This is a genomic window from Janthinobacterium kumbetense (genome assembly GCF_023703445.1).
GTDB classification, from domain to species: domain Bacteria; phylum Pseudomonadota; class Gammaproteobacteria; order Burkholderiales; family Burkholderiaceae_D; genus Janthinobacterium; species Janthinobacterium kumbetense.
This window is the reverse complement of the sequence record NZ_JAMQGR010000001.1, coordinates 983,112-1,009,419: the sequence shown is the minus strand read 5'-3', so window position 1 is coordinate 1,009,419 and position 26,308 is coordinate 983,112. Positions and strand designations below refer to the sequence as shown.

Below are 26,308 nucleotides of genomic sequence, written 5' to 3'. Positions count from 1 at the left end.
CAGCACCCAGGAACTCGCTTCTATTGAGCATTAAAAACATCCACATTTCTACATGGACTTGCATGCACTCACCCCCGCGGCCCATCCAGCAACAACTCCGCCAATCTGGTCGTCAGCCAGAAACTCGTCTCGCTGAGTTTCTTTCCATGTATCGATAGCCGCCGCACGGGCAGGCGCGACAAGGCCAGGGGACTTCCTGAGTTGTGGCTTCCCGCTGATTCACAGCAAAATTCTCGGCTGAATCGGGCTTGCGATGACTGCGACTGCAAAGCGTACTCCGTCGAAAAGTAATTCTTGAATTCAGGCCTGGGAAGTACATCAATGCTCAGCTCAGCTTCACCCGACTGCGGATTGCGGATTGCGGATAGACCATTCTAAAACCATGATGCTGAGATTGCATTTTAATGCATAATCCTTGATGGAAATTCTCCTGAGTCAGATCATCCACAATGCAGTGCAAGTTAACACCAGGTGGTTGAACGATCAATGTCAGTTGATAACTTAGGATTTCCTCATTCTCCGCGGAGTAATACGTTTTCATTGCCTTGTTTTTTACATATGCTCCGGCTTTTCTCAATGCTTCATTAATCAGGTATGTTATATTATCGTCCAGCGTCACATCCAAATTGTCAGGGCCATTATATTTGCATAGTATTGAAATTGGAAATTCCACCGCTATTTCAACTTTTCTTGCATGGTCGCAGTCTATTTTCATTATTTCATGTCCTGCTGGAAATTTAATTTTAAATAACTTTGGCTAATATCAATGGCTTGAATAAAATGCTACAACTCAAAGGCTGGCGCCGACTCAAGATGCTGCGCGGCAGGGAATGCCTGTACCCGATAGCGCACTGGATAGCAATCGACTTCCTGCATCAGTTCACCGCAGATGGCCAATGCATCATTCCATGCCAGCATCTTGGTGGTGCTTTCGCCGCCGGCATCGTCAAGCTCCACCATGGCCACTACATCAGTGCGCGGCAGCAGCGTGTTGACACCGCGGGTCCAGCTTGCCGCAGATGTAACGCGCTGGCCATCTTTTGACTTTATCAACATGCAAGTGGCCACGAAAATATCCTCTCCAATGCTGTCGTTGACCCGATCCCACTGCTCTTTCTGCAGCTCGTAGTGATGTGCGCGCATTAACTGTTGAAAGTGCGCCAAGGCTCCGGCCACGGCCGCGTCCGATGGCTGGAACACGGCGATTTTTCCCTGTTCAATGCGATACATGGTGGCCGAGACCAGGCGTCCCTCGTCCTGCACCAGCTGGTCGGCCAGGGAGATCATGCGCAATTGCCCCGCTACATTATGTGACGATGCCAGCAGGAAACGTCCACGCGAGGGAATCATCGCCAGCGGTTCGGCGTCTTTGCAGACGCGACTCAGCAAATCAGGCAGCAGCAGGCGCGATGAATCATAGTCGTCCTGCCATTCGCCCATCAGCAGTCCATCGCCCAGATCCGTAAAGCTGTACGGCGTGCATTCGCGCAGATTGTCCATGGCCGCCGTCAGCGCTGCATCGAACGTCACGCCCCATTGCGCCAAGACGGCCTGGCCGACGATTGCCATGTGCGAGTCTGTGTTGTAGGCCAGCATGATGATCGTATCGTCGTCCAGTGAGCGGTAGGCATCGTTCACTTGCTGGCGCTCTGGCTGGGCCAGCGCCACCAGGCGCAAGTAGTCGCCTTGTGCCCGGCTGCGTACCACCGGCATCAGGCAGGGTTTGGCTTCGGCAAAGCTGGCAGGCAGGCCGGGCACGACCATGCTGGCCAGATAGTTTTGCAGCACTTGCGCACGCATCTTGCGCGGCGCGGCGCAATAATCGTGATAGGCATTATCCAGATTGAAGATATGCTGACTGTTTTCACCCATTAGAATGCGAAACTGCTCCGCATCGTAAATCAATTTCTGTACCTGGCCGTCGGCGCGCGCTTGGCGCATGACTAGGGAGGCAAAAGAATCTGGTGAGGGACGCGTTCGGAAAAAATCGAGTAGATTCATGGAATTTTTAATTGAAAGATAAAAAGATCATGGCGGATTATAATCGTGATTAACAATGATTGTAATGCGCACTGTTCTTTCAATAAACGGGATAAATTCAAATTATATTGTCATGACCAAGGCCAGTGAATTTGTCGATCAATAGTGACTTTGTTGCACAAATAAACTCAGTGACTGCTTAAAAACTTCGTAGCAACTTTCCAGCCAAAGCATCTTTGATGTTTTGGGGCGAGTGGCGATGTGGACGCAAGTCTATCGAGTGCTTACGCTTCCAATGTTCTGTATTAACTACATGACCTCACCCCCGCGGCCCATCCAGCAACAACTCCGCCAATCTGGTCGTCAGCCACAAACTCGTCTCGCTGAGCTTCTTGCCGTGGATCGATAAGCGCCGCACGGGCAAGCGCGACAGGGCCAGCGCAGGGCAGGGCACTTCCTGCAAATAACCCTTGTAGTTGTCATAATTGGCGATGTTCAGGGGCAGAATTGCCCAGCCCAGCTCGTCCGCGACCATTTCCGCGATGCTGTAAAAACTGTCGGAAAACCAGACGGCGGGGCTGAACGCGTGTTCGCGGTTCAGTTCTGAATCCATGATCAGCTGGCGGTAGCGGGTCAGCTCGTTGCGGCTCACTTCCTGGCCGTGGGCCATCGCGTGGCCTTTGGCCACGAACACGCCTTGCGCCACGCTGCCGATGTGCTGCTGCTCCAGCACGGGGGAGATGGGGCCGCGGTCGAAGTGGAAGGCCACGTCCGCTTGCTGCTGCTCCACGTATTGCGCCACTTCCGACGCCGTGGCGTTGAGCATCACCAGTTCCAGCGCCGGGTAGCGCGCCGCCAGTTCCTTCACCAGGGTGCTGATGGCCAGGTAGGGCAGGGCTTCGTCCAGGGCCAGGGTCAGCTGCGCTTCCGGCGCCTCGCTCAGCAACTGGGCGCGCAGCTGCAGCCGCTCGGCCTGGCGCAGCAGTTCGCACGCTTCCAGGTGCATCACCTTGCCCGCTTCCGTCAGCACGGCGCTGCGGCGCGAACGGTCGAACAGTTCCACGCCGAATTCCGCTTCCAGCAAGCCGATCGAGGTACTGACCACCGATTGCGCGCGGCCCAGCCGGCGCGCCGCGCCCGAGAAAGAGCCGGCCGCGACGGCCGCCTCGAAGTAGCGCATTTGTTCCAAAGTCCATTGCATGGCATCCACCTATCTGTTTTACAGATGGATTTTAACTTGAATGCCATTCAGGGGCGACATAAAATGCATTTACATTTTCAACAACACGAGATCCGCCATGAAAAACGCTCAAGCCCATACCCCCGTCATCAGCTTCAGCTGGTGTCACGACGCCACCGCCGAAGACGCGCTGTGCCAGCTCTACCTCGACAACGTCAGCGCCGACTACATCTCCCATTCGGAGCTGCAGGGCGAGCGTGCCGATGCGCCGGGCAACTGGCGCGCGGACTTGCCTGAGGTCATACGCGGCGAAATCCGCGCCGCCCTGTCGCATGACTGGGCGCATGGCGATTCAACCCTGCTGGCCATCGCCACCTCGGGCGAGGCCATCGTCGGCATGGCCCTCGTTTCCATCGACACGCGCCAGCGCGCCTCGAAATCGTTCGCCGCGCTGGACGACCTGGTCCTGCTGCCTTCCGTGCGCGGCAGCGGCATCGGCAGCCAGCTGGTGGAGTGGGTAGCGAGCGAATTGCGCAGCCACGGCATCGCCCGCCTGTTCCTCGAATGCGGCGCGCACAACCTGACGGCGCAGACCTTCTTCCAGGGCCGCGGCTTCAAGCAAGTGTCCGTCGTCATGCTGCGCGAACTCGACGTGCCGGAAGTGACGGCCGCCGTGGATGACAAGGATGGCGACCGTGGCTGACGCCCGCCGCCCCCGACCAGCCCAGGCCCGTGGCAGCCTGGAACGTAAATATTTGCGCAGCACCAAATTCATCCATACCGATAGTTGTTAAAAGTTACACTAAAATCCATGAGTTGTTTATGCATCCAATGAAAAAATGGCTGACGCTGGCCATCGTCTCCAGCGCCTTGTTCCTCATCGTGGTCGACATGACCGTGCTCTACACCGCCTTGCCCGCGCTGACGCGCGACTTGCAGGCCACTTCCTCGCAAAAACTGTGGATCATCAACGTGTACGCGCTGGTCGTCTCCGGCTTGTTGCCCGGCCTCGGTACCCTCGGTGACCGCTTGAGCCACAAACCCGTTTTCCTCGCCGGCCTGGCCGTGTTCGGCATCGCCTCGCTGTGCGCCGCGTTTTCGCCCGCGCCGGAGTGGCTGATCTTTGCCCGCGTGCTGCTGGCCATCGGCGCCGCGCTGATGATGCCGGCCACCTTGTCCATCATCCGCCTGACCTTTACGGATAACCGCGAGCGCTCCTTCGCCATCGGCGTGTGGGCGGCCATCGCCTCGGGCGGCGCCGCGTTCGGCCCCGTGCTGGGCGGTTTCCTGATGGAACATTACTGGTGGGGTTCCGTTTTCCTGATCAACGTGCCCATCGTCCTGCTGACCCTGGTGCTGGCCGCCATCGTCCTGCCGAAGCGGGCCGGTAACCGCGACAAGCCGTGGGACTTGAAGGGTTCGCTGCAAGTCATGATGGGCCTGCTTGGTGGCGTGTATGCGATCAAGGAGCTGGGCAAGTCGCAGCCGTCGTATGCGCTGGCCGCCGCCTCGTTCGCCGTGGGCGCCTTCTTCATGCTGAAGTTCGTGCGCCGCCAGAAGCGGCAAGCCAGGCCGCTGATCGACTTCGCCCTGTTCCGCGAACTGCCGTTTTCCAGCGCCGTGGCCGCCGCCATGGTGGCTTCCGCCGCCCTGATCGGCATGGAACTGGCACTAAGCCAGCACATGCAGCTGGTGCGGGAACTGTCGCCGCTGGAAGCGGGCTTGCTGCTGTTGCCGTTGCCGCTGGCATCCGTGTTTGCCGGCCCGTTGACGGGTTTCATGTTGCCGCGCGCCGACAAGGCCAAGGTCTTGTGGGGTTCCTTGCTGGTGTCCGGCATCGGCATGGCGTCTTATCTGCTGCTGCATGACGCCGCCGTCTCGGCCCAAGTGGCCAGCCTGGTGATCCTGGGCCTGGGCCTGGGCGCCGTCATGACGGCCGCGTCCAGCGCCGTGATGCTGAACGTGGCCCCGCAACAGGCCGGCATGGCCGCCTCGATCGAGGAAGTGTCGTATGAACTGGGCGCCGTGATCGGCGTGACGGTGCTGGGCACCATCTTGTCGGCCGTCTACAGCGCCACGCTGGTGATCCCGGAAAGCGCGGGCCTGCTGCCGAATGCCCATGACACGCTCGACGCGGCGCTGCTGGCCGCCGAGCAATTGCCGGCCGAACTGGGCTTGCAAGTGTCGGAACTGGCCCGCTCGGCCTTCGACAAGGCGTTCATTGTCGTGCTGGCCACGGCTTCCGCCATCCTGATGGCGGCCGCAGCCACCATCCGCCACCTGCATCTGCGGGCACGCCGCGCGGTCTGATCGACCGCCCCTTGGGTGCTGGCGTCGCCATGAGCGGCGGCGCCAGCAGGATTCGGTTCTGGAAGAATAGTCAGACGCAACATTACCAAACACCGGCCCAACGATGTGTACAGTGTGTTGCGTTGACCGATTGAATCCGTAGTCAGAAGCAGTCATTCGCGTTGACGTGACAATGTGTGACTTTTCACGCTGGGTAATTCGTTATGCTCACGGGCCGCCGGCGGCGAGAAGCGATCCTTCGTCGTTGCACAGCCCAAATCCACAAAGAAAACCAGCATATGCCTACAGAAAACGCTCCCTTTCGCCCACCAGGCGATGAGGAAATGAGGTCGACCCAGGACCGTTCAAGGGTTGTTTTTCATTCCGGCTACCACGTGGCGCGGCTGTGAACGAATATCCGGTCAACTCCCTGGACGATGACGACTCAGCTGGCTGGTCCGCCATCGACGCCAGCCTCGCGTCGCTGTATGGCGAGCAGAAGCCCCAGCATATGGGCCCGCTTATTAACTATCGCCTGGGCGGGCCGGACCCGCTGGACGGTATCAGCGCCTATTACCGCGCGCATCCGGTGCCGCATTGGCATTACGTGACATTCGGCTTGTCGGAACTGTATGAAAAAGTGCAGGAAGACGAACAGGTGAGCGGCTATGGTTTCGAACTGACTTTCCGCTTGCGGGCGATAGAGGGCGCCACCGAGGCGCCGAAGTGGGTGTTCTCAATGCTGCAAAATCTTGCGCGCTATGTCTTCAAGACCGGAAATGTCTTCAGGCCGGGCGAATGGATGACGGCCAACGGCCCGATCGCTCTCGGCACTGAGACCAGGATTTGCTCCATAGCGATGACGCGCGACCCGGAGCTACCTGCCCTGGAAACGCCGAACGGACACCTCGAGTTCATCCAGGTGGTTGGCCTCACTTTGGAAGAAGAGTCTGCGGCGAAGCTGTGGTCGCCGCAGCATGTGCTGGATACCTTCCTGCCCCGCATGCCGCTGTGGATTACCGACCTGGAGCGCGGTTCGCTGATGGACGACCCGGCCCTAGCCGCACAAATGAAGGCCGGGATGGAGCGAGACGGCTCCGGGAACGGCTTCATGTACACGGAGGTGTTGGGCGTTGAGCAACACAAGCGCCTGCTACGCGCGCCGCTGACCGAAGTGACGCTTGGCGCGCGCCAGGTAGATGAACTGTGCTCCCTGCTGCCGCTGCGGATTCCATTCGGACGGCCCTTCACGCTGGCCGGGCGCGACTGGCAGCTGCAACTAGAGCCCGGCGAAGCGTGCAGCGTCACCATGCGCGATGGTAGCGTCGCGATCACCATGACGCCCGCATGCGCGCAGGACTTCGCCCGCACCATGCGTCCGCAGGCCGGCCGCTACCAGTTGGACCTGCTGCCGACCGTGTCGTGGATCGTGCAACAGACTTCCATCCGCGACGCCGACGGCAATATCGTCACCACCATCGGCTGAGCGCTGCGCCATACAGAGCAAACCTTGGCGGCCGGTAGTTGCGGGGAGGAAGCATTTGCACGCGCGGCGCGTCGAAGTCGCTCGCCTCATGGCGGGCTTGCGTCAAACTGTATGGTTCGTCCACCTTACTCCGTGACAATGATCTTCCCATTCATCTCCTCGTGGCCGCTGCCGCAAAAGTTGTCGCATAAAAAGGCGTATTCACCGGCCTTGCCGGGCGTCAGCCTCACTTCGGTGACCTGGCCCGGCAGCAGGTCGGCGCGGATGCGCATGTCCGGGATGAAGAAACCATGGATGAAATCGATGGCCGTGAACGCCAGCACGACCGCTTCATCCTTCTTCAAGGTGATTTCGTTCGGCGTGTAGACGAATTTCTTCGCCTGGATGGCGATGATTCTTTCCTTTCCGGCAATTTTTTTCACGCCCTGGGCGTCGATGGCGGCTACCGTCAGCAGCGCGCCGATACCGCAGGCCAACCTTGCACATAGCTGTCTTCTTGCACGGTCCATGGCTCAGCTCCTTGTGACGGGAAATTCCGTGAGCTTGTAGTCCTTGTTTGCTTCCGCCTCCACTTCGCGCAAGCCCAGGCCCTTGTTCGGCGCGGCCGGGTCCCAGGGCATGGGCGTGCGCTTTTCCTGCGATCCCGGTGCCGGCAAGGGAAAAATCAGGGATTTGGCGGCGTGGTGCGCGATGTGCTCCATCATGTGGTGATGTTCCTGGTGGATATGGCCATAGAACACGGTCACATTGCTGTACGGCATCAATAGCGCCATCGCCTTGTCGCCGTCGCGCGTGGCCCAGTCCCATTTGGGCACGAGGTCGAACAGGGGCCGGTGGGTGAAGACGACGATGCGCGCATCCTTGGCCTGCTTGTCCAGGTCGTTCTTCAGCCACTCCAGCTGCGTGTCGCCGATGCGCGCGCCGGGGTCGGAGACGTTATCGAGAGCAATGAAATGCACGCCCTTGTGCTCGAACGCGTAGTTGGACGGGCCGAAGTTTTCCTTGTAGGCGGCGCCGTTGTCGAGCGACGCGTCGTGCTCGCCGGGGATGAAGCGCACGTTTTTCACCGTCAGACCGGCCGCGATGTCCTTGAATTCGGCCATGCGCTGGCGGCGCTCCTTCGGGTCGTCCGTGGTATGCGTGAGGTCGCCCGTAAAGATGATGAAATCGGGCTGCACCTCGAGCGCGTTGACGGTGGCGACGGCCTTCCTGAAGGTGTGGAGGGCATCGGGGTTGGCGGCGCCCGTGAAACCCCAGTGCACGTCGGACAACTGGACGAAATAGAAATCCTCGTAGGGAGCGGCTGCCGTCTTTCCGGCCGCCGCCGGCGCACGCCCATAGAGTCCGGACATGAACACTGCGCCGCCGCCGACGGCGGCCAGTTTCATGAAGCTTCTGCGGTCCATCATGATGTTTCTCCTTGAAATGCCTGGCAATGGCTGGCAGGCGGTGGCACAACTGTCTCTATTTGGTGGCCTGGGCAGGGCTGGCCCGTGCGGATTCCTGCTTCAGATAAGCGATCAGGTCGGCGCGGTCCTGCGCGGACGGCACCAGGTAGCCCATTTTTTGGCCGGGAATCAGTTTTTCCGGACCCGACAGCCATTGGTCCAGCGTTTTCTCGCCCCACACGATGGCGGACGCCTTCACGGCGGGCGAATAGTTGTAGTCGGCGACACTGCCGGCTTTCCTGCCGAACACGCCCTTGTGCGCGGGTCCCACGCCGTTGTAGTCGATCGAGTGGCAGGATATGCACATGCTCTTGTACAGTACCTGGCCGTGCATGGCGTCGCCGGCGGTGGCGACGCCGCTGAACGCCATCAGCGTGGCCGCGGCCAGGCCTGGGAGGAAGCAGGGGTGTTGCATGTCGAGCTCCTTTCGCTTTGCGGTTGCCAAGCCCCGATGCAATCGGGGCCTGCACATGCTATAACTGCGAAGGCGCGGCAAATATTCCCGCCTGTGCCGGTTTATTTTCTGCCGTAAAAAAACCGCCATATCGGGAATAAACGGCAGGCAAAGCGAGTCTTGGGAGTTGAGACGCCAGACAGGCGGATGGGTGTTGATTTGAACGACATCGATAAAACCCGGTTCTTTGAAAAAATGGCCTTGCCTCACCTGGACGCCGCCTACAAGCTGGCGCGCTGGCTCACGCGCAATGACCAGAATGCCCAGGACCTGGTGCAGACGGCTTTCCTGCGCGCTTACCGCTACATGGACGGCTACCATGGCGACGGCGCGCGCGCCTGGCTGCTGACGATCGTGCGCAATACGTATTACACGGCCCTGCGCGATGGTCGCGCAGAACACGCTGACATCGGCTTTGACGAGGAACTCCATGGCCACGATGAGGAGGGATGCGGCAACCCGGAAGACATCCTGGCCCGCGCCGATGCGAAGGAGGCGGTCAACCATGCCCTGGATACGCTGCCGCAGCCATTCAGGGAAGTGCTGGTGCTGAAAGAGATCGACGATTTATCCTACAAGGAGATCGCGGACATCGTCGGCATCCCGATCGGCACGGTGATGTCGCGCCTGGCGCGCGGACGCAAGCTGCTGCTGGCGCGCCTGAAACAATCTGATGGTGAGAGCTGACATGGAGTGCAAGGAATCACAAGACAGGCTGTCCGCCTATGCCGATGGCGAGCTCGATGCCCCGGCCATGGCGCAACTGGCGCAGCATCTGGCCCAGTGCCCGGACTGCGCCAGGGCTTGCGAGCAGCTGTTTGCCCTGCGCGCGGCGGTGAAACAGCATGCCGCCGGCCATGCTGCGCCCGCTTTCCTGCAACAGCGCCTGCGCCAGGCGCTGCAGGAAGAGGGCAAGCAGGCAAGGAAAGCCCCGCGCGGCAGGAAATGGGCGCAATTGCCGTGGGCATGGATCAATTTTGGCGTGGCCAGCGTCAGCACGACGGCCCTGGCCGTCACCCTGGCGCTGTACCTGTCCGTGCCCTCGGACGCGGAACGGCTCGACCAGGAGATCGTTGCCAGTCATTTCCGTTCGCTGATGCCCGATCATCTGGCCGACGTGGCGTCCTCCGACCAGCATACGGTCAAGCCATGGTTCAGCGGCAAGCTCGACTTTTCTCCACCCGTGGTTGATCTGGCGCAAGAAGGTTTTCCCTTGATCGGCGGGCGCCTCGACTATATCAACGCGCGTCCCGTCGCCGCTCTCGCGTACCGCCGGCATCAGCATGTGCTGAACCTGTATGTCTGGCCCGACGGGGCACAGCGCGATGCGCCGCCGCGCCTGGCTGTCAGGCAAGGCTATCATTTGATACGCTGGAGCCGCTCCGGCATGGATTATCGGCTCATCTCGGACCTGAATGTGGCGGAGCTGATGGACTTCGAGCGGCGCTTCACGGCACAGATCGACAAGGAAAGTGTGCCGTGAATGCGCCGTGCGCTTTACTTCAGCAGCGGCGCCACCTTGTCGCGCAAGACCGTCCATTGGGCGTCGTGCACGGCCTGGTTGGGGTCGTGTCCGGCCCGTTTCACCACGGTAAAATCCTTGGCCGGCGCCGTGATGCTGTCGAAGTAGCTGCGCGCGATGGCGGGCGAGGTCAGCAAGTCCGCTTCGCCCATGATGAAAAACACGGGCAAGTCGAAGCGCGTGCCCAGCGCGGGCAGGTCGACCTTGGCGAACATGCCGTCGCCCCGCAGGCCGATGAACTGGATGTACGAGTAGTCATCGGCCGCCTCGGCATCGGCCAGCGCTTGCGGCGTGGCGTAAAACGGCGCCGGCTGCCACCAGTGCTTGGGCGGCGCATCCGTTGCCAATCCTTCATATTTGCGGTCGAAGCGGCGCAGGATGCCGAAGTTGCGCGGATCGCGCCATGGCGGCGCGCCGAGCGCCGTCAGCTTGTCCACCGTGGCGGTATCGCCGGCCGCTTGCGCCAGCGCAAGCACTTCCCGGTACATGCCGGCCTCGTTGGCCCGCGCATTGACCACCTGCGCCGTGCCGATATACGCGTGGAACAGCTCTGGCTGCGCCTTGGCCATGTGCACACCGAGGATCGAGCCCCAGGAACTGCCCATCAAAATGACTTTCCGCTGGCCCAGATGCTGCCCGATATAGCGGGCCACGGCGATGCCGTCGTCGCGCATCTGTTCCAGCGTCAAGGGCAGCTCTTCCGATGGGCGCTGTTTGCCATACGTCATGCCCGCGCCGCGCTGGTCCCACTGCACCAGGGTGTAGTGGCGTTCCCAGCCCGCATAGATGGCATCCGCGTAGGGACTCAGCGCATTGCCGGGGCCGCCGTGGATGAACAGGATCACGGGATTGCCGCAAGCGGCGCCCGTGACCGTGATCCATTGCTCGATGCCATTGATGGGCACAAAGCCCTGTTCGCGGACGGACTGTGCGGGCGAAGCGCAGATGGATGGCGAAGCAGGCGGCGCCGCTTGTGCCGCGCCGAAACAAGATAACAGCAGCAATGCCAGGCCTGTGATGCGCATATCGTCCTCTTAGTTAGTTGGTGGGAACTGCAGCGTGCAATCCTGCGCCGGTTTGCCGGCGATAAAGCGGCTGCTGGCCTGTTCAAAACAGGCGGGCGCCGTCCACAGGAGGAAATGCGGGGCGTTGTACACGGTGGACAGGGCCACCTTGCCGGCCTTGTTCTGCGTCAAGGCCTGCACTTGCGCCTGCGCGCCCGCGTAGGGCGTCTTCGGATCCAGGGTGCCCTGCAGTACCAGAGTGGGCGGCACTTTCGCCGGCAATGCGCCAAAATAGGCGTCGCGCGAGTAGGTGGGCAAGCCGCCGCCCAGCAGGATGCGGGGCAGGGGACTGGTAAACAGCAAGTCCGCCTCGTCGCGGTCGATGTCGGTAGCGGCCCAGCCGGGGCGCAGCGAAGCTTGCAGATTGTTTTCCGAATTGCTGATGATATTGACCAGCGGTATCGACAGCGGCGACTGGGGATAGCTGCCCAGGCCAGCTGCCGCGTCCGTCAACGTGGCGCGCACGGACGCCAGTTCCCCATCCTTGCCCTGATCCAGCTCGCGCAGCAGGTAGGGAATGCGGGCGCGGGCGGCCGGAACGTCGAGCATGCCGCCCAGGAAGTGCTTCAGGTTCTTGCCGGGCATCTTCGCCAGCAGCGCGGGATCGGCTTGCGCCTTGTCCAGCACGCGGCGGTACAGGGTTGCGGCCGGCTCGCCCAATGCCGCGTGGCAAGCGGCATCCGCATCGCAGCGGGCCAGCACCTGCATGCCGACCGTGTTGACCACGTGCGAGCGCTGGCTCAAGTCCCAGCGCGCATCCGTCTGCGGCGGTACCAGCGAGTCGAGGATGACGCCCTTGACGGGCAGCGGTCCCAGCTGCAAGGTGCGCAAGACCAGCTGCGTGCCATACGACACACTGTATACATACATCGGTGGTTTGTTCTTGCCCTGTTCGCCTGCGATCAAGGCTTGCAAGTCGCGCGCCGCCATGGTGATGGAAAACTGGCCCGCGTATTCCGGCATCAAGTTGATGCCGGCAAAGCAGCTGCCCCATTCGGCACCCGCCAGGGCGCGGCCGCCGGGACTCCGTTCCGACTCTTCCACCTTGCACAGGCGCGAAGAATGACCCGTGCCGCGGTGGTCGGGGATGAGGAATTCAAAGCCGGGAAAGCTGCGGCGCAAGGTGGGCAGCAAGTTGTAGAACGAAGCGCCCGATTCGCCGGGGCCGCCCGCCACCAGCCACAGGGTGCCCTTGGCGGGCTTGCCGGCAGGCACATCGGCCGCAAACTTGCGCACGAAAACGTGCATGGCGTCCGGCTCGCCCACGGCGCGGCCCTGGGCATCGTAGCTGCCGGGCACGTTCAAACCCGAGCACAGGCTGCCGGGCACGGCCGTATCGGAGCAGGGGGTGAAGTACATCGGTTCGGCATGCAGGGAGGCAGCAGCCAGCAAGGTGGCCAGCAGGGGGAGGCGGGGCAGAACGGTCATCGGCTACTTTGGCGAAGGTGGAGATCAAGCGCCAAAGTAGCGTTTTTTACAGCAATTGTCCAGATGGAAATATTTCTGCGTGGGACTATGTTTGCTTGCTATTGCGCAACAATCTCAAACCGTTGGCCACCACCAGCAGGCTGGCGCCCACGTCGGCGAACACGGCCATCCACAGGGTCGCCATGCCGGCCAGCGCCAGGCCGAAGAACACGGCCTTGATGCCGATGGCAAAGCTGATGTTTTGCACGAGGATGCTGCGCGTGCGTTGGCTCAGGCTGATGAATTCGGGCAACTTGCCCAGTTCATCGTCCATCAGGGCCACGTCCGCCGTTTCGATGGCCGTGTCGCTGCCGGCCGCGCCCATGGCAAAGCCGATGTCGGCCTGCGCCAGGGCAGGGGCGTCGTTGACGCCGTCACCGAGCATGGCGACCACGCCGAATTGCTGCTGCAAGGCCTTGATTTCATGCAGTTTATTCTCTGGCAGCAATTCCGCCTTGACCAGGCTGACCCCCACTTCATTGCCGATGCGCTGGGCCGTCAGCAAGTTGTCTCCCGTCAGCATCACGGTGGTCACGCCCAGCGCATTCAGGCGGGCAATGGCGGACGCCGCCGTCGGGCGCAGCACGTCGGCCACGGCGATGACGCCCAGCGCGCCGGACGAGGTGGCCAGCACCATGGCCGTGTAGGCTTGCTGTTCCAGCCGCGCCAGGATGGCTTGCAGCTCCGGCGTCAGGGCGTTCAATTCCGTCATCAGGCGCGCATTGCCCAGGTAATACGTTTGTCCATCGATGCTGCCGCGCACGCCGCGCCCATGCAGGGCGGCAAACTGGGTGACGGGCAAGTGGCTGCTGGCGGGCGGGCCCGCCTTGACGATGGCGGCGGCCAGCGGGTGGGCGGAATTGGCGTCCAGGCTGGCGGCCAGCAGCAGGATGGCGTCGCGGTCGCTGCCTTCCAGGGCCACCACGTCCGTCACGGCCGGTTTGCCCATGGTCAAGGTGCCCGTCTTGTCGACGGCGATGGCCTTGATGCGGTAACCCGTTTCCAGGAATTGCCCGCCTTTCACCAGTATGCCGCGCCGCGCGGCCGCCGTCAGGCCGCTGACCACGGTGACGGGCGTGGAAATGACGAGCGCGCACGGGCAGGCGATCACCAGCATCACCAGCGCCTTGTAGATCCAGGCCATGAAGGGCGCGCCGAAGAGCAGCGGCGGCAGCACGGCCACGAGGATGGCGAAGACGACGACTGCGGGCGTGTAGTAGCGGGCGAAGTTATCGACAAAGCGCTGCGTGGGCGCCTGTTTTCCCTGGGTTTCCTCGATTACCTTGACGATTTTCGCCAGGGTGCTGTTGCCGCTGTTGGCCGTCACGGTGACGTCGAGCAAGCCCCGTTCATTGATGGTGCCCGCATACACGACGTCGCCCACAGCCTTGTCCACCGGCATGCTTTCACCCGTGATCGGCGCCTGGTTGACGGACGATACGCCGCTTTGCACGATGCCGTCGAGGGCGATGCGCTCGCCCGGCTTGACGCGCATCAACGTGCCGATGGCCACCGTGGCAACGTTCGCCTGGCTCCAGGCGCCGCTGGCGTCGGCCACGGTCGCCGTGTCGGGCGCCAGCTGCATCAGGCTTTGCACGGCGTTGCGCGCGCGGTTCAAGGACAAGCCTTCGATCAGCTCGGCAATGGCGAACAGGAAGATGACCATGGCCGCTTCCGGCCATTGGCCGATGGCGATGGCGCCGAAAACCGCTAGGCTCATCAGGAAATTGATGTTCAGGGTGAACGTTTTCAGGGCGATCCAACCCTTTTTCAGGGTCGGCCAGCCGCCCGCGGCGATCGACAGCAGGGCCAGGGCGATGACGAGGGGCGAACTGTCCGCATGCGTGGTCCACGCCAGCGCTTCGGCGCCCGCCGCCGCCAGGCCGGAGACGACCAGCAAGCCCTTTTGCATGCCGCTGAGACTGCCTTCGTCCGGGTTGCGCGAAACGGCGGCGTCCGCCTCCATGGGAATGGCTTGCATGCCGATGCCGTGCAGGGCCGCTTCCACCGTGGCCAGTGTAGGCAGGGTGTGGTGCACGTCCAGCACGCGGTTCATCAGGTTGAAATCGAGGCCCACGACGCCGGCCATGGTGGCCAGCTTGTTGCGGATCAAGCGCTCTTCCGTGGGGCAATCCATGTTGGCGATGCGGTATTTGGCCGTGTTGGCGCCGCCGATGGCGGCGCTGGGCAGCGCTGGAGCGGACGCGGCGGCAGGCGTGGACGAGCACGCATGCTGGCTGGAACAGCAACTGGCCGCCTTGGGCGCAGGGCTGGGTTCGTGCGCATGCTTGTGGTCGTGCGCATGGGTATGGTTATGGCTATCGTGCGGCATCGCATCGTCCTTCCGGTTTCGTGTATGCTTCCATTAGAAACCCTGTAGCGGCTACAGGGTCAAGCGGAATTTGCAAGTTGAAATGAAAAAAGGGGATGCCATGCGTATCGGAGAATTGGCCAAACGGACAGATTGTGACGTGGAAACCGTGCGTTACTATGAAAAGGCGGGCTTGCTGCAGGAACCGGGCCGCAACAGTGCCGGCTACCGCGAGTACCGGGAAGAACACCAGGAACGGTTGCAATTCATCCGCCATTGCCGCTCTCTGCAGATCGGCTTGACGGATATCCGCGCCTTGCTGGAATTTAAGAACAACCCGGCCGAAGGTTGTCAGAGCGTCAATGAATTGCTCGACCACCACATCCTGCGCATTGCCGAACAAATGGCGAACCTGCAAACCTTGCAGCAGCAACTGGTGACCCTGCGCCACCAGTGCGACCAGCCGCAGCCGTCGCAAGACTGCGCCATCCTGCAAAACCTGTCCGAGGCGGCCAGCGGCCACGACTGCGCCTGCCACACCGAACTTCACTAATCTATCTACCTTCATGCCAACATTGTTTTCTAAAAGTACTTTATTGACACTTTCCCTGCTGTCACCCCTGGTTCATGCCGCTGAGCAAGCCCAATCCGCCTTCTATCTGACCCTGTACAGCGTGCCCGGCGTGCCGCGCACCGACGATCCCTATACTTGGAGCACGGCCGGCGGCCAGCAACTGCTGAAAGGCTTGACGAACGAGGCAGGGCGGGCGTTCGTGAAGCCGGCCGAAGGCGAAGAAAATTACGTTCTGGAAACAGTCAGCATGCGCTGGAATATGGCCGTGCCCGCTAAATGCTGGCAAGGCGAGCCTGCCGCCCTGCAGCAATGCGCGCAACTGATGCAGAGCGCCAGCCGCTACGATATCGAACAGGATGCGGCCAAGTTACTGCTGAAGAAGACGCAAGCGCAGCTGCAAGTCAAGGCCGAGGCGTATGCCGTGGCGGCCAGTGCCAACAAGGACGAACTGGCCTGGCTGGGGCGCCTGCCTGCCACCTGGTCGATGGATGACTATGGCATGCGCTTGCTGGAATTGGTCGACAACATCCAGGGCCAGATCAGCAAGGATATCAAGGCGGGCGGGGCCGATGTGCGACAGTTCGTCTGCCGCGCGCCCGCATCCTACGGCCCCTTGCCGCAGCAGGCCGCCGTCGATGCCTGGTCCGCCACGGCGCGCCAATCGCAGCTTGAGCGGGGCGGCCCCGCCTGGGATGCGCTGGTGGCGGCCGCCGCCAAGGGCAACTGGATGGCCCGCGCCGAACTGTATTATGCGCTGGCCGGTCGCAATGTCAGCGAGCTGAGCTACCTTGAACAATACCGCATCGTGCAATTGATGGAATGGCTGCACGAGCAGCAGATCGGCGCGCTGTACAGTCTGTTAAACATAGGTTATGCGGCCGTCGATTACGGCGCGGGCAAGGGCGGACAAGACCAGGTGTATGCCTACGCCGCCATGCGCGGCAGTTATGCCGACCAGTACAGCGTCGGCACGCGCCTGCAGACGGACTCCGATCCGGCCCTGGCGCAAGCAGGCGACAAGATGGTCGCCTGCGCCAAGGCCGCCATACCCAGCTTGCGCTAAGGCGCCAGCAACGGTGGGCCGCCTTCGCCCAGGCGGAAGGCGTCGACCACGCGCAATAAATCATGCGCCTGGTCCTGCATGCTTTGCGCGGCAGCGGCCGACTGTTCGACGAGGGCGGCATTGCGCTGGGTCAATTCGTCCATTTCCGTGATGGCATTGTTGACTTCCTCGATGCCCTTGCTCTGGCGCTGGCTGGCCGCCGTGATGTCGTTCATGATTTCCGTCACTTGCTGGACGGAGGCGACGATATCGCCCATGGTGCGCCCGGCGCTGTCGGCCAGCTCGCTGCCCGTTTCTATCCTGGCCACGGAATCCTCGATCAATTGCTTGATTTCGCGCGCCGCCGTGGCCGAACGCTGCGCCAGGCCCCGCACTTCCGTGGCGACGACGGCAAAGCCGCGTCCCTGTTCGCCCGCGCGCGCCGCTTCCACGGCCGCGTTCAAGGCGAGGATATTGGTCTGGAAGGCAATGCCGTCGATGACGGCGATGATGTCGACGATGCGCCCGGAACTGGCCTTGATCGAGCCCATCGTCTCGACCACCTGGCCCACCACGCGGCCGCCTTCCAGCGCCACGTTCGACGTCGACAGCACCATCTGGTTGGCCTGGTGCGCATGGCTGGCGTTTTCGCGCACGGTATCCGTCAAGGCATGCATGGATGATGCCGTTTCCTGCAAGGAATGAGCTTGCGACTCCGTGCGGGCCGACAAGTCCGCGTTGCCCAGCGCGATTTCACTCGCTTCCACCGTGATGGTGGAGCCTGCCTGGCGGATGTCGCCCAATAAAGTGTTCCAGTTTTTCAGCACCGTGGCCAGGGCCCGCGCCAGCTTGCCCACCTCGTCGTCGCCCCGAGCGTCGATGCGCGTGGTCAAGTCGCCGGCGGCCAGCGATTCGGCGGCACGGCAAGCTTCGTCGATGGGGCCCACCACGGAGCGCGCCACCCAGGTGGCGATCAGGGCCAGCAGGGCAAAGCCGATGGCCATGGTGCCCAGCGACAGCCAGCCGGCGCGCTGGCCCGCATTCTTGGTATCCTGCAAGGCATCGACAGTGCGGTGGTCGAGATTGAGCAACACCTGGCGCAACTGCCCGCGCACTTGCTGGTAGTGCGTGGCGGCATTTTGCATCGCCGCCACGCCTGTATTCGGGTCCATGGACGCCAGGTCCAGCGCCTGCGCCACGCTGGCACGGTAGCGTTCGATACCCGGCAGCGCCTGGCCCGCCTCCGTGGCGGCGCCCGAGAATGTCTGCAATTGCTTCAAGCCTTGCGCAATGGCGTTCAGCTGGCCATCCGTTTGCGCGCCGAATTGCTTGAATTGTTCATCCGACAGGCTGGCCGCGATGGCGATTTTCGCATACACGTCGGCGTGCACCTGGCCCAGGGCAATAGCTTGCTGGTTCGCAAGCCGCTCGGCCGTCAGGGTGACGTCTTTCAGTTCGCGCATGCGCTGCTCGTTCTGCTGCATGGCGAAGTAGGACAAGGCCCCCATGGCCAGCAGGCAAGCCAGCGCGACCACCGGGACGATCAACATCTTCTGTGCGATTTTCATCGGAGCCCCTATCGTCAAGAGAGCGGACAACCATCCCGGCGCCGGCGGCGCGGCGGCTGGCTACAGGTAGATGCCGCCGCAGACGACGGTCTCGGCCAGCTTTTCGCAATACATCACCTTCGGCTCGATCTTCTTGGTTTCCGGATTCGTGAATTTGTATTCCTGCCAGAACGTGCCCTTGCTCTTGGCCAGGTCGACGCGCTCCTTGACGAAGGCCTTGCCATCGATATCTTTCAAGTCGATCAAGTTCTTGCCCACCATTTTCGGGTTGGCGCCATGCGCGGCGACCGTGCCGTCGAGCTTATACACGACCAGGTACAGGTCGTGCAGGATGAATTGCGGGGACTTGGCCGTGATCTCGCCATACGCCTTGGCGTCGCCGGCGCTCTTGATGTAGGCCACGCCTTTCTTGACCATGGCTTCGGCGTCGGCGCGCGTGGCGCCGCCCTCGGCAGCGCTGGCGACACCGGGCAAGGCAGCGGCGGCAAGCATGAGCGACAAACACATGGCAGGGGCGAACTTGGGCATGAGAATCTCCTTCACATTGCGGCTGGGGGAGGCCGGCGGGGGAACCGGCGCGGTAAGGCGGCGCCTATCGAAGTGCCGACGGCTCATGGTAGCGCGATGCCAGTGGGCATGCGCTGGTGCAACAGATATTTTTTCAGACGGGCGTTTTTGCAACGGCGCGTGCACATTGCCGCAATGGATATTTCATAGGGGAAAGGAGGGCGCAGCCTATCGTGTCGATAGTGTGGCGCGTGCGCCGCGCTACCAGCTGGCCGGGTCTTCCGCCGCCGCGCGCGCCAGGTCGTCGCGCCAGTCTTGCCGCACCAGGCGGTAGATATCGGCAAAGAAGGCGCGCGGGTCGTGCATTTCGTCCCACAGGGCCGGCAGCGCATGCGTGCTTTCGGGGTCATGTTCGAGGATGGCCTGGAAATCGTAAGCAGGGTCTTGCAAGGCCTGCGCCAGCACGGCCACCAGCGCATGGCGGTGGCGGTAGCTGAGTTCCTTGTATTGCGACGTGATGTCGCGCCGTATCAGCGCCGCGCGCTGGGCAGGATCGTTCATGTCCCAGGCATCCAGCTCCACGCCCAGGGTTTCTTCGCGGTCATACACGTCGAAGGGACCGAGGAAATGGTGCAAGGTGGGAAGGTAGGGGGCGTCGCTCCAGGGGCCGCGCAATCCTTTTGGCTGTGGCATGATAAGTCCCCGTTTCACGCGCACTCGGGCAAGGTCCAGCCTTCATAGCCCAGGTCGGTCGGGTAGATGGCGCGGTTCTGGCCCCAGCGGGCGTGGTCGAGAATGCCGTCTTCATGCATGTCCAGCACCCATTCCGTGCTTTCCAGCATGGTGCCATCCTTGTGGTACACGCGGAAGAAGGTGGACGTGCTGAACGCGCGCACGATGTTGTTCGGCACGCCGTTGCCGTAGTGCGGCACATAGGTCTTGATCACGCACGTGCCCTGGTCGTTCCACTGCTGGGCATACACGGTGGCATTGCGCGCCGCGCTCACCTTGATGAAGAGCCAGCCTGCCAGCAGGATGAGGAACAGGAAGGCGGCGGCGATCAAGCCGGTTTTCTTGAGTAGCTGCATGAGGTCATGGCATGGCCGAAAACGAAGTTGCCGCATTGTATGTCAAGAGCAGAAATACTTGCTGTACAGCACGTACTGCAAGTATTTCCCCGCGTATGGCCGTCTATTTCGCCAATGCCGCCTGCAGCGCATGCGCCATTTCCAGGTGATGTTGCAACGCCGGCAAGGTTTTCGCGGCAAAGGCCTTGATGTCGGGATCGCTCGCCTTTTGGCTGGCATCCGTGAACAGTTTCACGGCCTCCTTGTGCGCCGCCACGCCGATGGTGGCCGCATATTCCCTGTCGAAGGCCTGGCCTTCCAGGCGGCCCAGCCGGTCGATCTGCGCCTTGTGTTTCGCGGCGAGCTGGTCGCTGACCTCGATCTGCTTGCTGCTGGCCAACTGTTTCAGCGCGTCGGCCACTGTCGTGTGGGCGGTGACCATGGCGTCGGCGAATTGCTTCACTTCCCCATTGCTGCTCTTGCTTTGCGCTACCTTGCTGGCGGCGATTTCCGTACTGCCCGCATCGGCGGCCTTGCTGAGGAATCGCTTGTCGTACGCGCCCGGCGCGGCGGCGGCGATGCTGTTGATGGCGATGCCGCTCAACAGCGCGACGGCCGCGCCGATGGCCACGCTTTTCAGGGAGGGGGTACGGGAACTGGTGGTGGAGATAGGCATGGGAAATCCTTTCAAGTATGGCGTTTTATGCAAGCTGATGACAATGTTAAGCCCTCAGCCTGCGCACACCCATAGGACAGGCGCGGCCATGCCCGTAGGACTAGTCCTGTTCGTTAGCGCACAATTCGACTTGTTTAATAGCAAATAAAGCGGCGATGCCCGCATCGCGGCGCCAGGCGGGCATGCCGATATCGAGCCACTGCGCCATCGCTTCCAGGTGGGAGGGTTCCGAAACGCTGTGTTCGAGTTCCTCCAGCACCGTGTCGCGGTCGATATACAGGCTGTCCAGCCAGGCGTCGAACGAGGGCGCCAGTTCCATCAGGCCGTGGGCGCGCTTGCCCGTCCACTCCGGCAATTCCTGCACATAGGCCAGCACCCGGCCGCCGCCTTCTTCCGTCAAGTCCAGGTAGAGCATGGAATTGCCGCCATCGCGGGCGAACGGCAGGATGCGCACCGGCATGTCCGCATGCTGGCGCGCGGCTCGGATTTCGCCGACCAGGGTTTCATCGCAGAAATCGCCTTCGTCGGCGCTGAAAAAGGTATTGAAGCCCATTTTTTCCACGCCGCCATTTCCGTCCGGCACATCGCACGTGTAATCGAACCAGGCGCCGTTGGCGACCCGCAAGAACGCCAGGAAGGCGGGCGGCAAGGGCGCTTCCAGCAAGGCTTCGATGGCGGCAATCTGCTGCGCCGTGGGGGCAGGCTTGGCGCCCTCGAGCGCCAGGTGGCGGTACTGCGTGTAATGGTTGCTCATTGAGACTCCTTGTCGTTATTTTTGTTCATATGCACTGGCGCCGCATCGTCGCAACCCGTCTCCACCTTGGCCAGTGCATCGACGAGGCCGGCGCGCAGCACGGCCATCGAACGGGCCTTGTCATCGATCTGGGCAATTTTCGTTTCCAGCATGGTCCGTTTGGTCAGGGCATCGAGTGCGTTTTCTTGCCAGACGGCAATGACTTCGGCGATTTCCTTCAAGGTAAAGCCCAGCGCCTTGGCGTGGCCGATCAGCTCGATGCGCCGCAACGCTTGCGCCGAGTATTCCTTGTAGTTATTCGTCATGCCCGGCTGCGGCGCTTCCTCCAGCAAGCCCTGGCGCTCGTAAAAGCGCACCGTATCCTTGCTGACGCCCGTCAGGCGGGTGATTTCACCGATGCGCATCGTTTTTTTGACTTTCTACTCATTTGTGGAACGTGAAAAATGTGCAGGGCAAGGCGTATAGGCGCAGACAGTACGGTAGTACGGCAAGACTATGCAACGCGGCCATGCGCACTTTTTTGCGTTCCACGCTTGACCGTGGACTAAAGTCTACAGTTTACATTAGAAACACTCTCAACTACGACACGTTTGCCATGCTCCCATACGACTACACCAACCAAACCGTGCTGATCACGGGCGCCTCGTCCGGCATCGGCCGCGTCTTTGCGCAAACCCTGGCCGCGCGCGGCGCGCACTTGCTGTTGCTGGCCCGTTCCGGCGCCGTGCTCGACAGCCTGGCCAGGGAACTTTCCCAACGCCACGGCATCCGCGCGCACGCGCTGGTGGCCGACCTGGGCTTGCCCGGCGCCGCGCAAGACGCCTACGCACAGGCGTGCGCCTTGGGCATGCCGCCCGATGTGCTGATCAATAACGCAGGATTCGCCACGCATGGCAGGTTCGAGAGCATCGACCTGGCGCGCCAGGCGGCCGAAGTCACCGTCAATTGCACGGCCCTCATGGAATTGACGCACTGCGCCTTGCCCCACATGCTGGCCCGAGGACGGGGCGCCATCATCAACGTGGCGTCCACGGCGGCCCTGCAGCCCGATCCCTACATGGCGATCTACGGCGCCAGCAAGGCATTCGTGCTGTCGTTCTCGGAAGCGCTGTGGGCGGAAAACCGCAGCCGCGGCGTGCGCGTGCTGGCCCTGTGCCCTGGCGCCACGGACACGGCCTTCTTCGACGTGGTGGCCGCGCCCGAAGCGGCCGTGGGCAAGCGCATGGCGCCGCAAGCCGTCGTCGCTGAAGCGCTGCGCGCGCTGGACCGGGGCCGCAGCAGCCATGTGGCGGGCCGGCCCAACCGGCTGCTGGCCTGGCTGCCGCGTTTGCTGCCCCGCCAGACCGTGCTGGGCATCGTGGAAGGCATGCTCAAGCCGAAGACGGCCTAGGCTTCAAAACGCCATGGTGGCGAACATGGCCAGTACGGCCGTTGCCATGACGATGGTCGACAGCCAGCCCAGCGCCCGCAGGCGTCTTGAAATGGTGAGCGTGCCCATGATGGCGGGGCGCGAGGCCATCACCATCATCAGGGCCATGATGGGCACGGAAATGACGCCATTGATGACGGCGCTCCAGTACAAGGCCTTGATGGGGTCGAGCGGCGTGAAGCACAGGGCCGCGCCGATCACGGTGGCCGTGACGATGATGCCGTAGAACTTCTTGGCGGCCCGGGGCGCCAGTTCCAGGCTGTTTTTCCAGTGGAAGGCGCCCGCCATGGCGTAGGCGGCCGAGCCGGCCAGCACGGGAATGGCCAGCAAGCCCGTGCCGATGATGCCCAGGCTGAACAGGGCAAACGCGAACTCGCCGGCGATGGGGCGCAGGGCGGAGGCCGCTTGCGCCGACGTGTCGATATGCGTGATGCCTTGCGCGCCCAGGGTCACGGCCGTCGTCAGCATGATGAAGAAGGCCACCAGGTTGGAAAAGCCCATGCCGATCGCCGTGTCCATCTTGATGCGCTGGAATTGCCGCGGCGCCTGTTCCGGCGCCCGGCGCAGGGCTTGCGCGCCGGCATCAGCCTGCAAGTCTTCCACTTCCTGCGACGCCTGCCAAAAGAACAAGTACGGGCTGATCGTCGTGCCGAACACGGCCACGATCATGGTCACCGAGGCGGCCGACCAGGCGAACTGGGGCCAGGCGGTGCGCAGCGCCACTTCGCCCCAGGGAATGTGCACGGTCAGCACGGTGGCCACATAGGCCAGCAAGCCCAGGGTCAGCCATTTCAGGATGCGTACATATTGTTGGTAGGGAATAAACACTTGCAGCAGCAGGGACAGCAGCCCGAAACCGACGGCGTACAGGTGGGTGGGACCGCCGATGATCAGGGTCAAGGCGTCGCCCATGGCGGCCACGTCGGCGGCGATATTGATGACATTGGCCAGCAGCAGCAAGCCGACGATGGCGTACAGCAAGGATTTCGGATAGTGGCGGCGGATATTCGTCGCCAGCCCGTGCCCGCTGACCCGGCCGATCTTGGCGCTGATCACCTGGATGCCCAGCATCAAAGGGAAGGTCAGGCAGACGGTCCACAGCATGCCGAAGCCGAACTGGGCGCCCGCCTGCGAATACGTGGCGATGCCGCTGGGGTCGTCGTCGGCCGCGCCCGTGATCAGACCGGGGCCCAGCTTGCCCAGCCAGGTGTCGGACGGGGCCGCCTGCTGGCGGGCGGCATCCGCGCGGCCGCTGTCAATCTGCATGCGTGGCTCCTGTGTGGTGGAGCGAGCAGCGTATCACAGGCGGGCGGCGTCCAGAAGGGGCGCCGCCGGGGAAACACGCGTCTCAGTAGCGCGCATCCTTGGGCTTGCCGCCCTTCGGCCAATCCTTGACCTTGTCGGGGAAGTCCGGGCGCGGCATGTGCGTAAAATATTCGGCCACGTCGACGGCGTCCTGGTCGGACAGGTTGCCTTGCCCCAGCGGGAATTTCTGGCCGTGGCCCATCACCATGTTCGCCTTGACGAAGCCGGCCGCCGTGTAGGTGCGGGCCATGCCGGCGCCGATATTGAAGGAGCGGTCACCCCACAGCGGCGGGAAAGCCACCACGCCGTTGGCGCCCCGGATGCCTTCGCCATTCGCGCCATGGCAGACGGCGCATTGCTCGGCGTACACTTTTTTACCATGCACAGGGTCGGGCAGCAGATTGCGGTCGATCTTCGCCACGCCCCGTCCCGGCACCTTGTCGTTCGCCTGCGTGGCGCCCTTCATCCAGTCGATATAGGCGACCATGGCCTGCAGGTCGGGGCCGTCCACGGGCAGGGGCTTGCCGTGCATGGAGCGGCGGAAGCAGCCGTTGATGCGCTCGCCCAGGCTGATGACCTTGCCCGCGCGCGGCGCTTCCGCCGGGAAGAAGGCGGAAATGCCGAGGAAGGGCGAACCGTTGGCGACGGTGCCGCCATTCAGGTGGCAACTGCTGCAATTGAGGTCGTTGCCCACGTTTTGCGGCAGGCGGGCGCGGGTTTCCGTCATCAGCTGCATGCCGTGGATCAATTGATTGGCGTTCGGATCGGCCGTCAGGGCGGCAAAGCGGGGCGTGACGAAGCCGCCCGCATCCGGCGCCTTGAGCTTGAGCTCCTTGCGCACCTTGGCGATGTGGCCGGGCGTGACGGGCGCGCCGTGGTTGCCCCACTTGCCGCGCACAAAGGTGAGGATTTCCGCCAGTTCCGTGTCGGACAAGCGGTCATACGCGGGCATGCCGAAGGAACGGGGCGACTGCTGCGTGATGGCCGACTGCCAGCCGGTCAATGCGATATGGATGACGGAAGTGGCGTCCTTCGACTGCACCGAATCATTCTGCGCCAGCGGCGGGAAGATGTTTTCCACGCCGCGGCCGTCGCGGCGGTGGCAGGTGGCGCAAAACTGCAGGTAACCGAGGCCGCCGCGCGTGTTGTACAGCGCGTCGTTGCTGGCCGCGACAGCCGGCGCCGGTTTACTCTGCTGCACTGGCGCGCCCGGCTTGGCGGGCAAGCCGTGCAGGTAGTGCGCCAGCGCATCGAGGTCGCCGTCCGTGAAGTACTGCGTGCTGTGCGTGATGACTTCCGTCATGCTGCCGGCCGCCGTGCCGAAGCTGTTGCGACCCGTTTTCAGCAATTGCACGATGTCGGCCGGCGTCCACAGATTGCGCAAATTGACGGCATGCCAACCGTCGAAGGTGAAGCCGGACAGATAATGCTTGCCGCTGCTGCCATCCTGGCCCATGGTTTTTTCCTGGAAGGCCACGCCACGCGGCGTGTGGCACGAGCCGCAATGACCGAGCCCCTGGGCCAGATAGCTGCCCCGGTTCCACATGGCCGACTTGGCGCTGTCGGGCTTGAATGGCGCGTCGTCGAGGAAGACGGCGTTCCACAACGACAAGCCCCAGCGCATGCTGAACGGCCATTTCATGTCCGTTTCGCGGTTTTGCTGCGCCACGGGCGCCACGCCCCGTTGCAAATACGCGTACAGGGCCTGCATGTCGTCGGGCGTGATCTTCGCGTAGGAAGGGTAGGGCATGGCCGGATACAGATTGTGCCCGTCCGCCGCCACGCCCTTGCGCATGGCGCGGTCGAATTGCGCGAAGGTGTACGTGCCCAGGCCCGTCTTCGCATCCGGCGTGATATTCGTGCTGTAGATGGTGCCGAACGGCGTTTTCAATTCCAGGCCGCCGGCCATGGCGGCGCCGTTCGGGCTCGTGTGGCAAGCCACGCAGTCGCCCAGGCGGGCGACATACTCGCCGCGCTTGATCAGATCGGCCGAGGCCGTGGGCGCAGGTGCGGCCCAGGCGCTGGCGCAGCAGGCCAGCATGCCCAGGAGCATGACGGCAAGCCGGCCAAACAGCGAGGGGGAGGAAGCAGGAGGGCGGCGCGAGCCGCGATGCAGGATGGAAATGACGTTCATGGTGACCCTTTATTATTCGGGCCAAGCTTACGCATTCCTTCCCAAGGCGAA

At 62.5% G+C, this 26,308-nt stretch carries 26 protein-coding genes; 8 read left to right on the top strand and 18 right to left on the bottom strand.

Annotated elements, in window-relative coordinates; translation table 11 throughout:
• Positions 1-325 precede the first annotated feature (325 nt).
• The 3 genes from NCG91_RS04590 to NCG91_RS04580 form a co-directional block, all read right to left on the bottom strand.
• Positions 326-715, bottom strand: coding sequence for a hypothetical protein (locus tag NCG91_RS04590; RefSeq protein WP_251348764.1), 390 nt, complete (start codon positions 713-715; stop codon positions 326-328).
• 68 nt (positions 716-783) lie between these two features.
• Complete coding sequence (locus NCG91_RS04585; RefSeq protein WP_251348763.1) at positions 784-2,001, bottom strand: DUF1444 domain-containing protein; 1,218 nt, start codon at positions 1,999-2,001, stop codon at positions 784-786.
• Positions 2,002-2,299: 298 nt separating this feature from the next.
• Positions 2,300-3,181: a LysR family transcriptional regulator gene (locus NCG91_RS04580; RefSeq protein ID WP_251348762.1), complete on the bottom strand. Its 882-nt coding sequence runs from the start codon at positions 3,179-3,181 to the stop codon at positions 2,300-2,302.
• Positions 3,182-3,278: 97 nt separating this feature from the next.
• Here NCG91_RS04580 and NCG91_RS04575 point away from each other — a divergent pair, with 97 nt between their 5' ends.
• The 3 genes from NCG91_RS04575 to NCG91_RS04565 all read left to right on the top strand — a co-directional run bounded on the left by NCG91_RS04575 (position 3,279) and on the right by NCG91_RS04565 (position 6,935).
• Positions 3,279-3,863 (top strand): GNAT family N-acetyltransferase, encoded by a 585-nt coding sequence (locus NCG91_RS04575; protein ID WP_251348761.1) that lies wholly within the window; start codon positions 3,279-3,281, stop codon positions 3,861-3,863.
• A 128-nt stretch (positions 3,864-3,991) separates the two neighbouring features.
• Complete coding sequence (locus tag NCG91_RS04570) at positions 3,992-5,470, top strand: MFS transporter (RefSeq protein WP_285817064.1); 1,479 nt, start codon at positions 3,992-3,994, stop codon at positions 5,468-5,470.
• Positions 5,471-5,855: 385 nt separating this feature from the next.
• Complete coding sequence (locus NCG91_RS04565) at positions 5,856-6,935, top strand: suppressor of fused domain protein (RefSeq protein WP_251348759.1); 1,080 nt, start codon at positions 5,856-5,858, stop codon at positions 6,933-6,935.
• Between the two features lie 125 nt (positions 6,936-7,060).
• On the opposite strand, the gene NCG91_RS04560 is transcribed toward NCG91_RS04565, so the two are convergent.
• The 3 genes from NCG91_RS04560 to NCG91_RS04550 are packed head-to-tail and all read right to left on the bottom strand — an operon-like array spanning position 7,061 to position 8,798.
• Positions 7,061-7,444, bottom strand: coding sequence for a cupredoxin domain-containing protein (locus NCG91_RS04560; protein WP_251348758.1), 384 nt, complete (start codon positions 7,442-7,444; stop codon positions 7,061-7,063).
• Between the two features lie 3 nt (positions 7,445-7,447).
• The gene (locus NCG91_RS04555) at positions 7,448-8,341 is read right to left on the bottom strand and encodes a metallophosphoesterase family protein (RefSeq protein WP_251349219.1); all 894 of its coding nucleotides are present in this window, start codon (positions 8,339-8,341) and stop codon (positions 7,448-7,450) included.
• 58 nt (positions 8,342-8,399) lie between these two features.
• Positions 8,400-8,798 (bottom strand): c-type cytochrome, encoded by a 399-nt coding sequence (locus NCG91_RS04550; RefSeq protein ID WP_251348757.1) that lies wholly within the window; start codon positions 8,796-8,798, stop codon positions 8,400-8,402.
• A gap of 234 nt (positions 8,799-9,032) precedes the next feature.
• Between NCG91_RS04550 and NCG91_RS04545 the strand changes: the two genes are divergently transcribed.
• Complete coding sequence (locus NCG91_RS04545) at positions 9,033-9,524, top strand: sigma-70 family RNA polymerase sigma factor (RefSeq protein ID WP_251348756.1); 492 nt, start codon at positions 9,033-9,035, stop codon at positions 9,522-9,524.
• The gene (locus tag NCG91_RS04540) at positions 9,511-10,320 is read left to right on the top strand and encodes an anti-sigma factor family protein (protein ID WP_251348755.1); all 810 of its coding nucleotides are present in this window, start codon (positions 9,511-9,513) and stop codon (positions 10,318-10,320) included. The genes NCG91_RS04545 and NCG91_RS04540 overlap by 14 nt, the downstream gene beginning before the upstream one ends.
• Positions 10,321-10,334: 14 nt before the next feature.
• Here the strand turns inward: NCG91_RS04540 and NCG91_RS04535 are convergent, their stop codons facing one another.
• The 3 genes from NCG91_RS04535 to NCG91_RS04525 all read right to left on the bottom strand — a co-directional run bounded on the left by NCG91_RS04535 (position 10,335) and on the right by NCG91_RS04525 (position 15,222).
• Positions 10,335-11,384: an alpha/beta hydrolase gene (locus tag NCG91_RS04535; RefSeq protein WP_251348754.1), complete on the bottom strand. Its 1,050-nt coding sequence runs from the start codon at positions 11,382-11,384 to the stop codon at positions 10,335-10,337.
• A 9-nt stretch (positions 11,385-11,393) separates the two neighbouring features.
• Positions 11,394-12,851: an alpha/beta fold hydrolase gene (locus NCG91_RS04530; protein WP_251348753.1), complete on the bottom strand. Its 1,458-nt coding sequence runs from the start codon at positions 12,849-12,851 to the stop codon at positions 11,394-11,396.
• Between the two features lie 85 nt (positions 12,852-12,936).
• Complete coding sequence (locus tag NCG91_RS04525) at positions 12,937-15,222, bottom strand: heavy metal translocating P-type ATPase (RefSeq protein WP_251348752.1); 2,286 nt, start codon at positions 15,220-15,222, stop codon at positions 12,937-12,939.
• Positions 15,223-15,322: 100 nt separating this feature from the next.
• On the opposite strand from NCG91_RS04525, the gene cadR reads away from it, so the two are divergent.
• Positions 15,323-15,754, top strand: coding sequence for a Cd(II)/Pb(II)-responsive transcriptional regulator (cadR, locus tag NCG91_RS04520; protein WP_034787498.1), 432 nt, complete (start codon positions 15,323-15,325; stop codon positions 15,752-15,754).
• Between the two features lie 43 nt (positions 15,755-15,797).
• Complete coding sequence (locus tag NCG91_RS04515) at positions 15,798-16,838, top strand: hypothetical protein (protein WP_251348751.1); 1,041 nt, start codon at positions 15,798-15,800, stop codon at positions 16,836-16,838.
• Here the strand turns inward: NCG91_RS04515 and NCG91_RS04510 are convergent.
• The 7 genes from NCG91_RS04510 to NCG91_RS04480 form a co-directional block, all read right to left on the bottom strand.
• The gene (locus NCG91_RS04510; RefSeq protein ID WP_251348750.1) at positions 16,835-18,385 is read right to left on the bottom strand and encodes a methyl-accepting chemotaxis protein; all 1,551 of its coding nucleotides are present in this window, start codon (positions 18,383-18,385) and stop codon (positions 16,835-16,837) included. The two genes, NCG91_RS04515 and NCG91_RS04510, sit on opposite strands and share 4 nt — an antisense overlap.
• A gap of 60 nt (positions 18,386-18,445) precedes the next feature.
• Positions 18,446-18,913, bottom strand: coding sequence for a cache domain-containing protein (locus NCG91_RS04505; protein WP_354004581.1), 468 nt, complete (start codon positions 18,911-18,913; stop codon positions 18,446-18,448).
• A gap of 240 nt (positions 18,914-19,153) precedes the next feature.
• The gene (locus NCG91_RS04500; RefSeq protein WP_251348749.1) at positions 19,154-19,585 is read right to left on the bottom strand and encodes a hypothetical protein; all 432 of its coding nucleotides are present in this window, start codon (positions 19,583-19,585) and stop codon (positions 19,154-19,156) included.
• Positions 19,586-19,599: 14 nt separating this feature from the next.
• Entirely contained in the window at positions 19,600-19,980 is a 381-nt protein-coding gene (locus tag NCG91_RS04495) for a hypothetical protein (protein ID WP_251348748.1), read from the bottom strand.
• A gap of 103 nt (positions 19,981-20,083) precedes the next feature.
• Complete coding sequence (locus NCG91_RS04490) at positions 20,084-20,635, bottom strand: DUF4142 domain-containing protein (protein WP_251348747.1); 552 nt, start codon at positions 20,633-20,635, stop codon at positions 20,084-20,086.
• A gap of 100 nt (positions 20,636-20,735) precedes the next feature.
• A complete protein-coding gene (locus NCG91_RS04485; RefSeq protein ID WP_251348746.1) occupies positions 20,736-21,389 on the bottom strand; it encodes an SMI1/KNR4 family protein in 654 nt (217 codons plus the stop codon).
• The gene (locus NCG91_RS04480; RefSeq protein ID WP_251348745.1) at positions 21,386-21,793 is read right to left on the bottom strand and encodes a MerR family transcriptional regulator; all 408 of its coding nucleotides are present in this window, start codon (positions 21,791-21,793) and stop codon (positions 21,386-21,388) included. The genes NCG91_RS04485 and NCG91_RS04480 overlap by 4 nt, the downstream gene beginning before the upstream one ends.
• A gap of 191 nt (positions 21,794-21,984) precedes the next feature.
• Here NCG91_RS04480 and NCG91_RS04475 point away from each other — a divergent pair, with 191 nt between their 5' ends.
• Positions 21,985-22,779 (top strand): SDR family NAD(P)-dependent oxidoreductase, encoded by a 795-nt coding sequence (locus NCG91_RS04475; RefSeq protein ID WP_251348744.1) that lies wholly within the window; start codon positions 21,985-21,987, stop codon positions 22,777-22,779.
• Positions 22,780-22,782: 3 nt separating this feature from the next.
• On the opposite strand, the gene NCG91_RS04470 is transcribed toward NCG91_RS04475, so the two are convergent.
• Both NCG91_RS04470 and NCG91_RS04465 read right to left on the bottom strand, forming a co-directional pair.
• Positions 22,783-24,084 (bottom strand): NRAMP family divalent metal transporter, encoded by a 1,302-nt coding sequence (locus NCG91_RS04470; protein WP_251348743.1) that lies wholly within the window; start codon positions 24,082-24,084, stop codon positions 22,783-22,785.
• A gap of 82 nt (positions 24,085-24,166) precedes the next feature.
• A complete protein-coding gene (locus tag NCG91_RS04465; protein WP_435526468.1) occupies positions 24,167-26,257 on the bottom strand; it encodes a c-type cytochrome in 2,091 nt (696 codons plus the stop codon).
• Positions 26,258-26,308 lie beyond the last annotated feature (51 nt).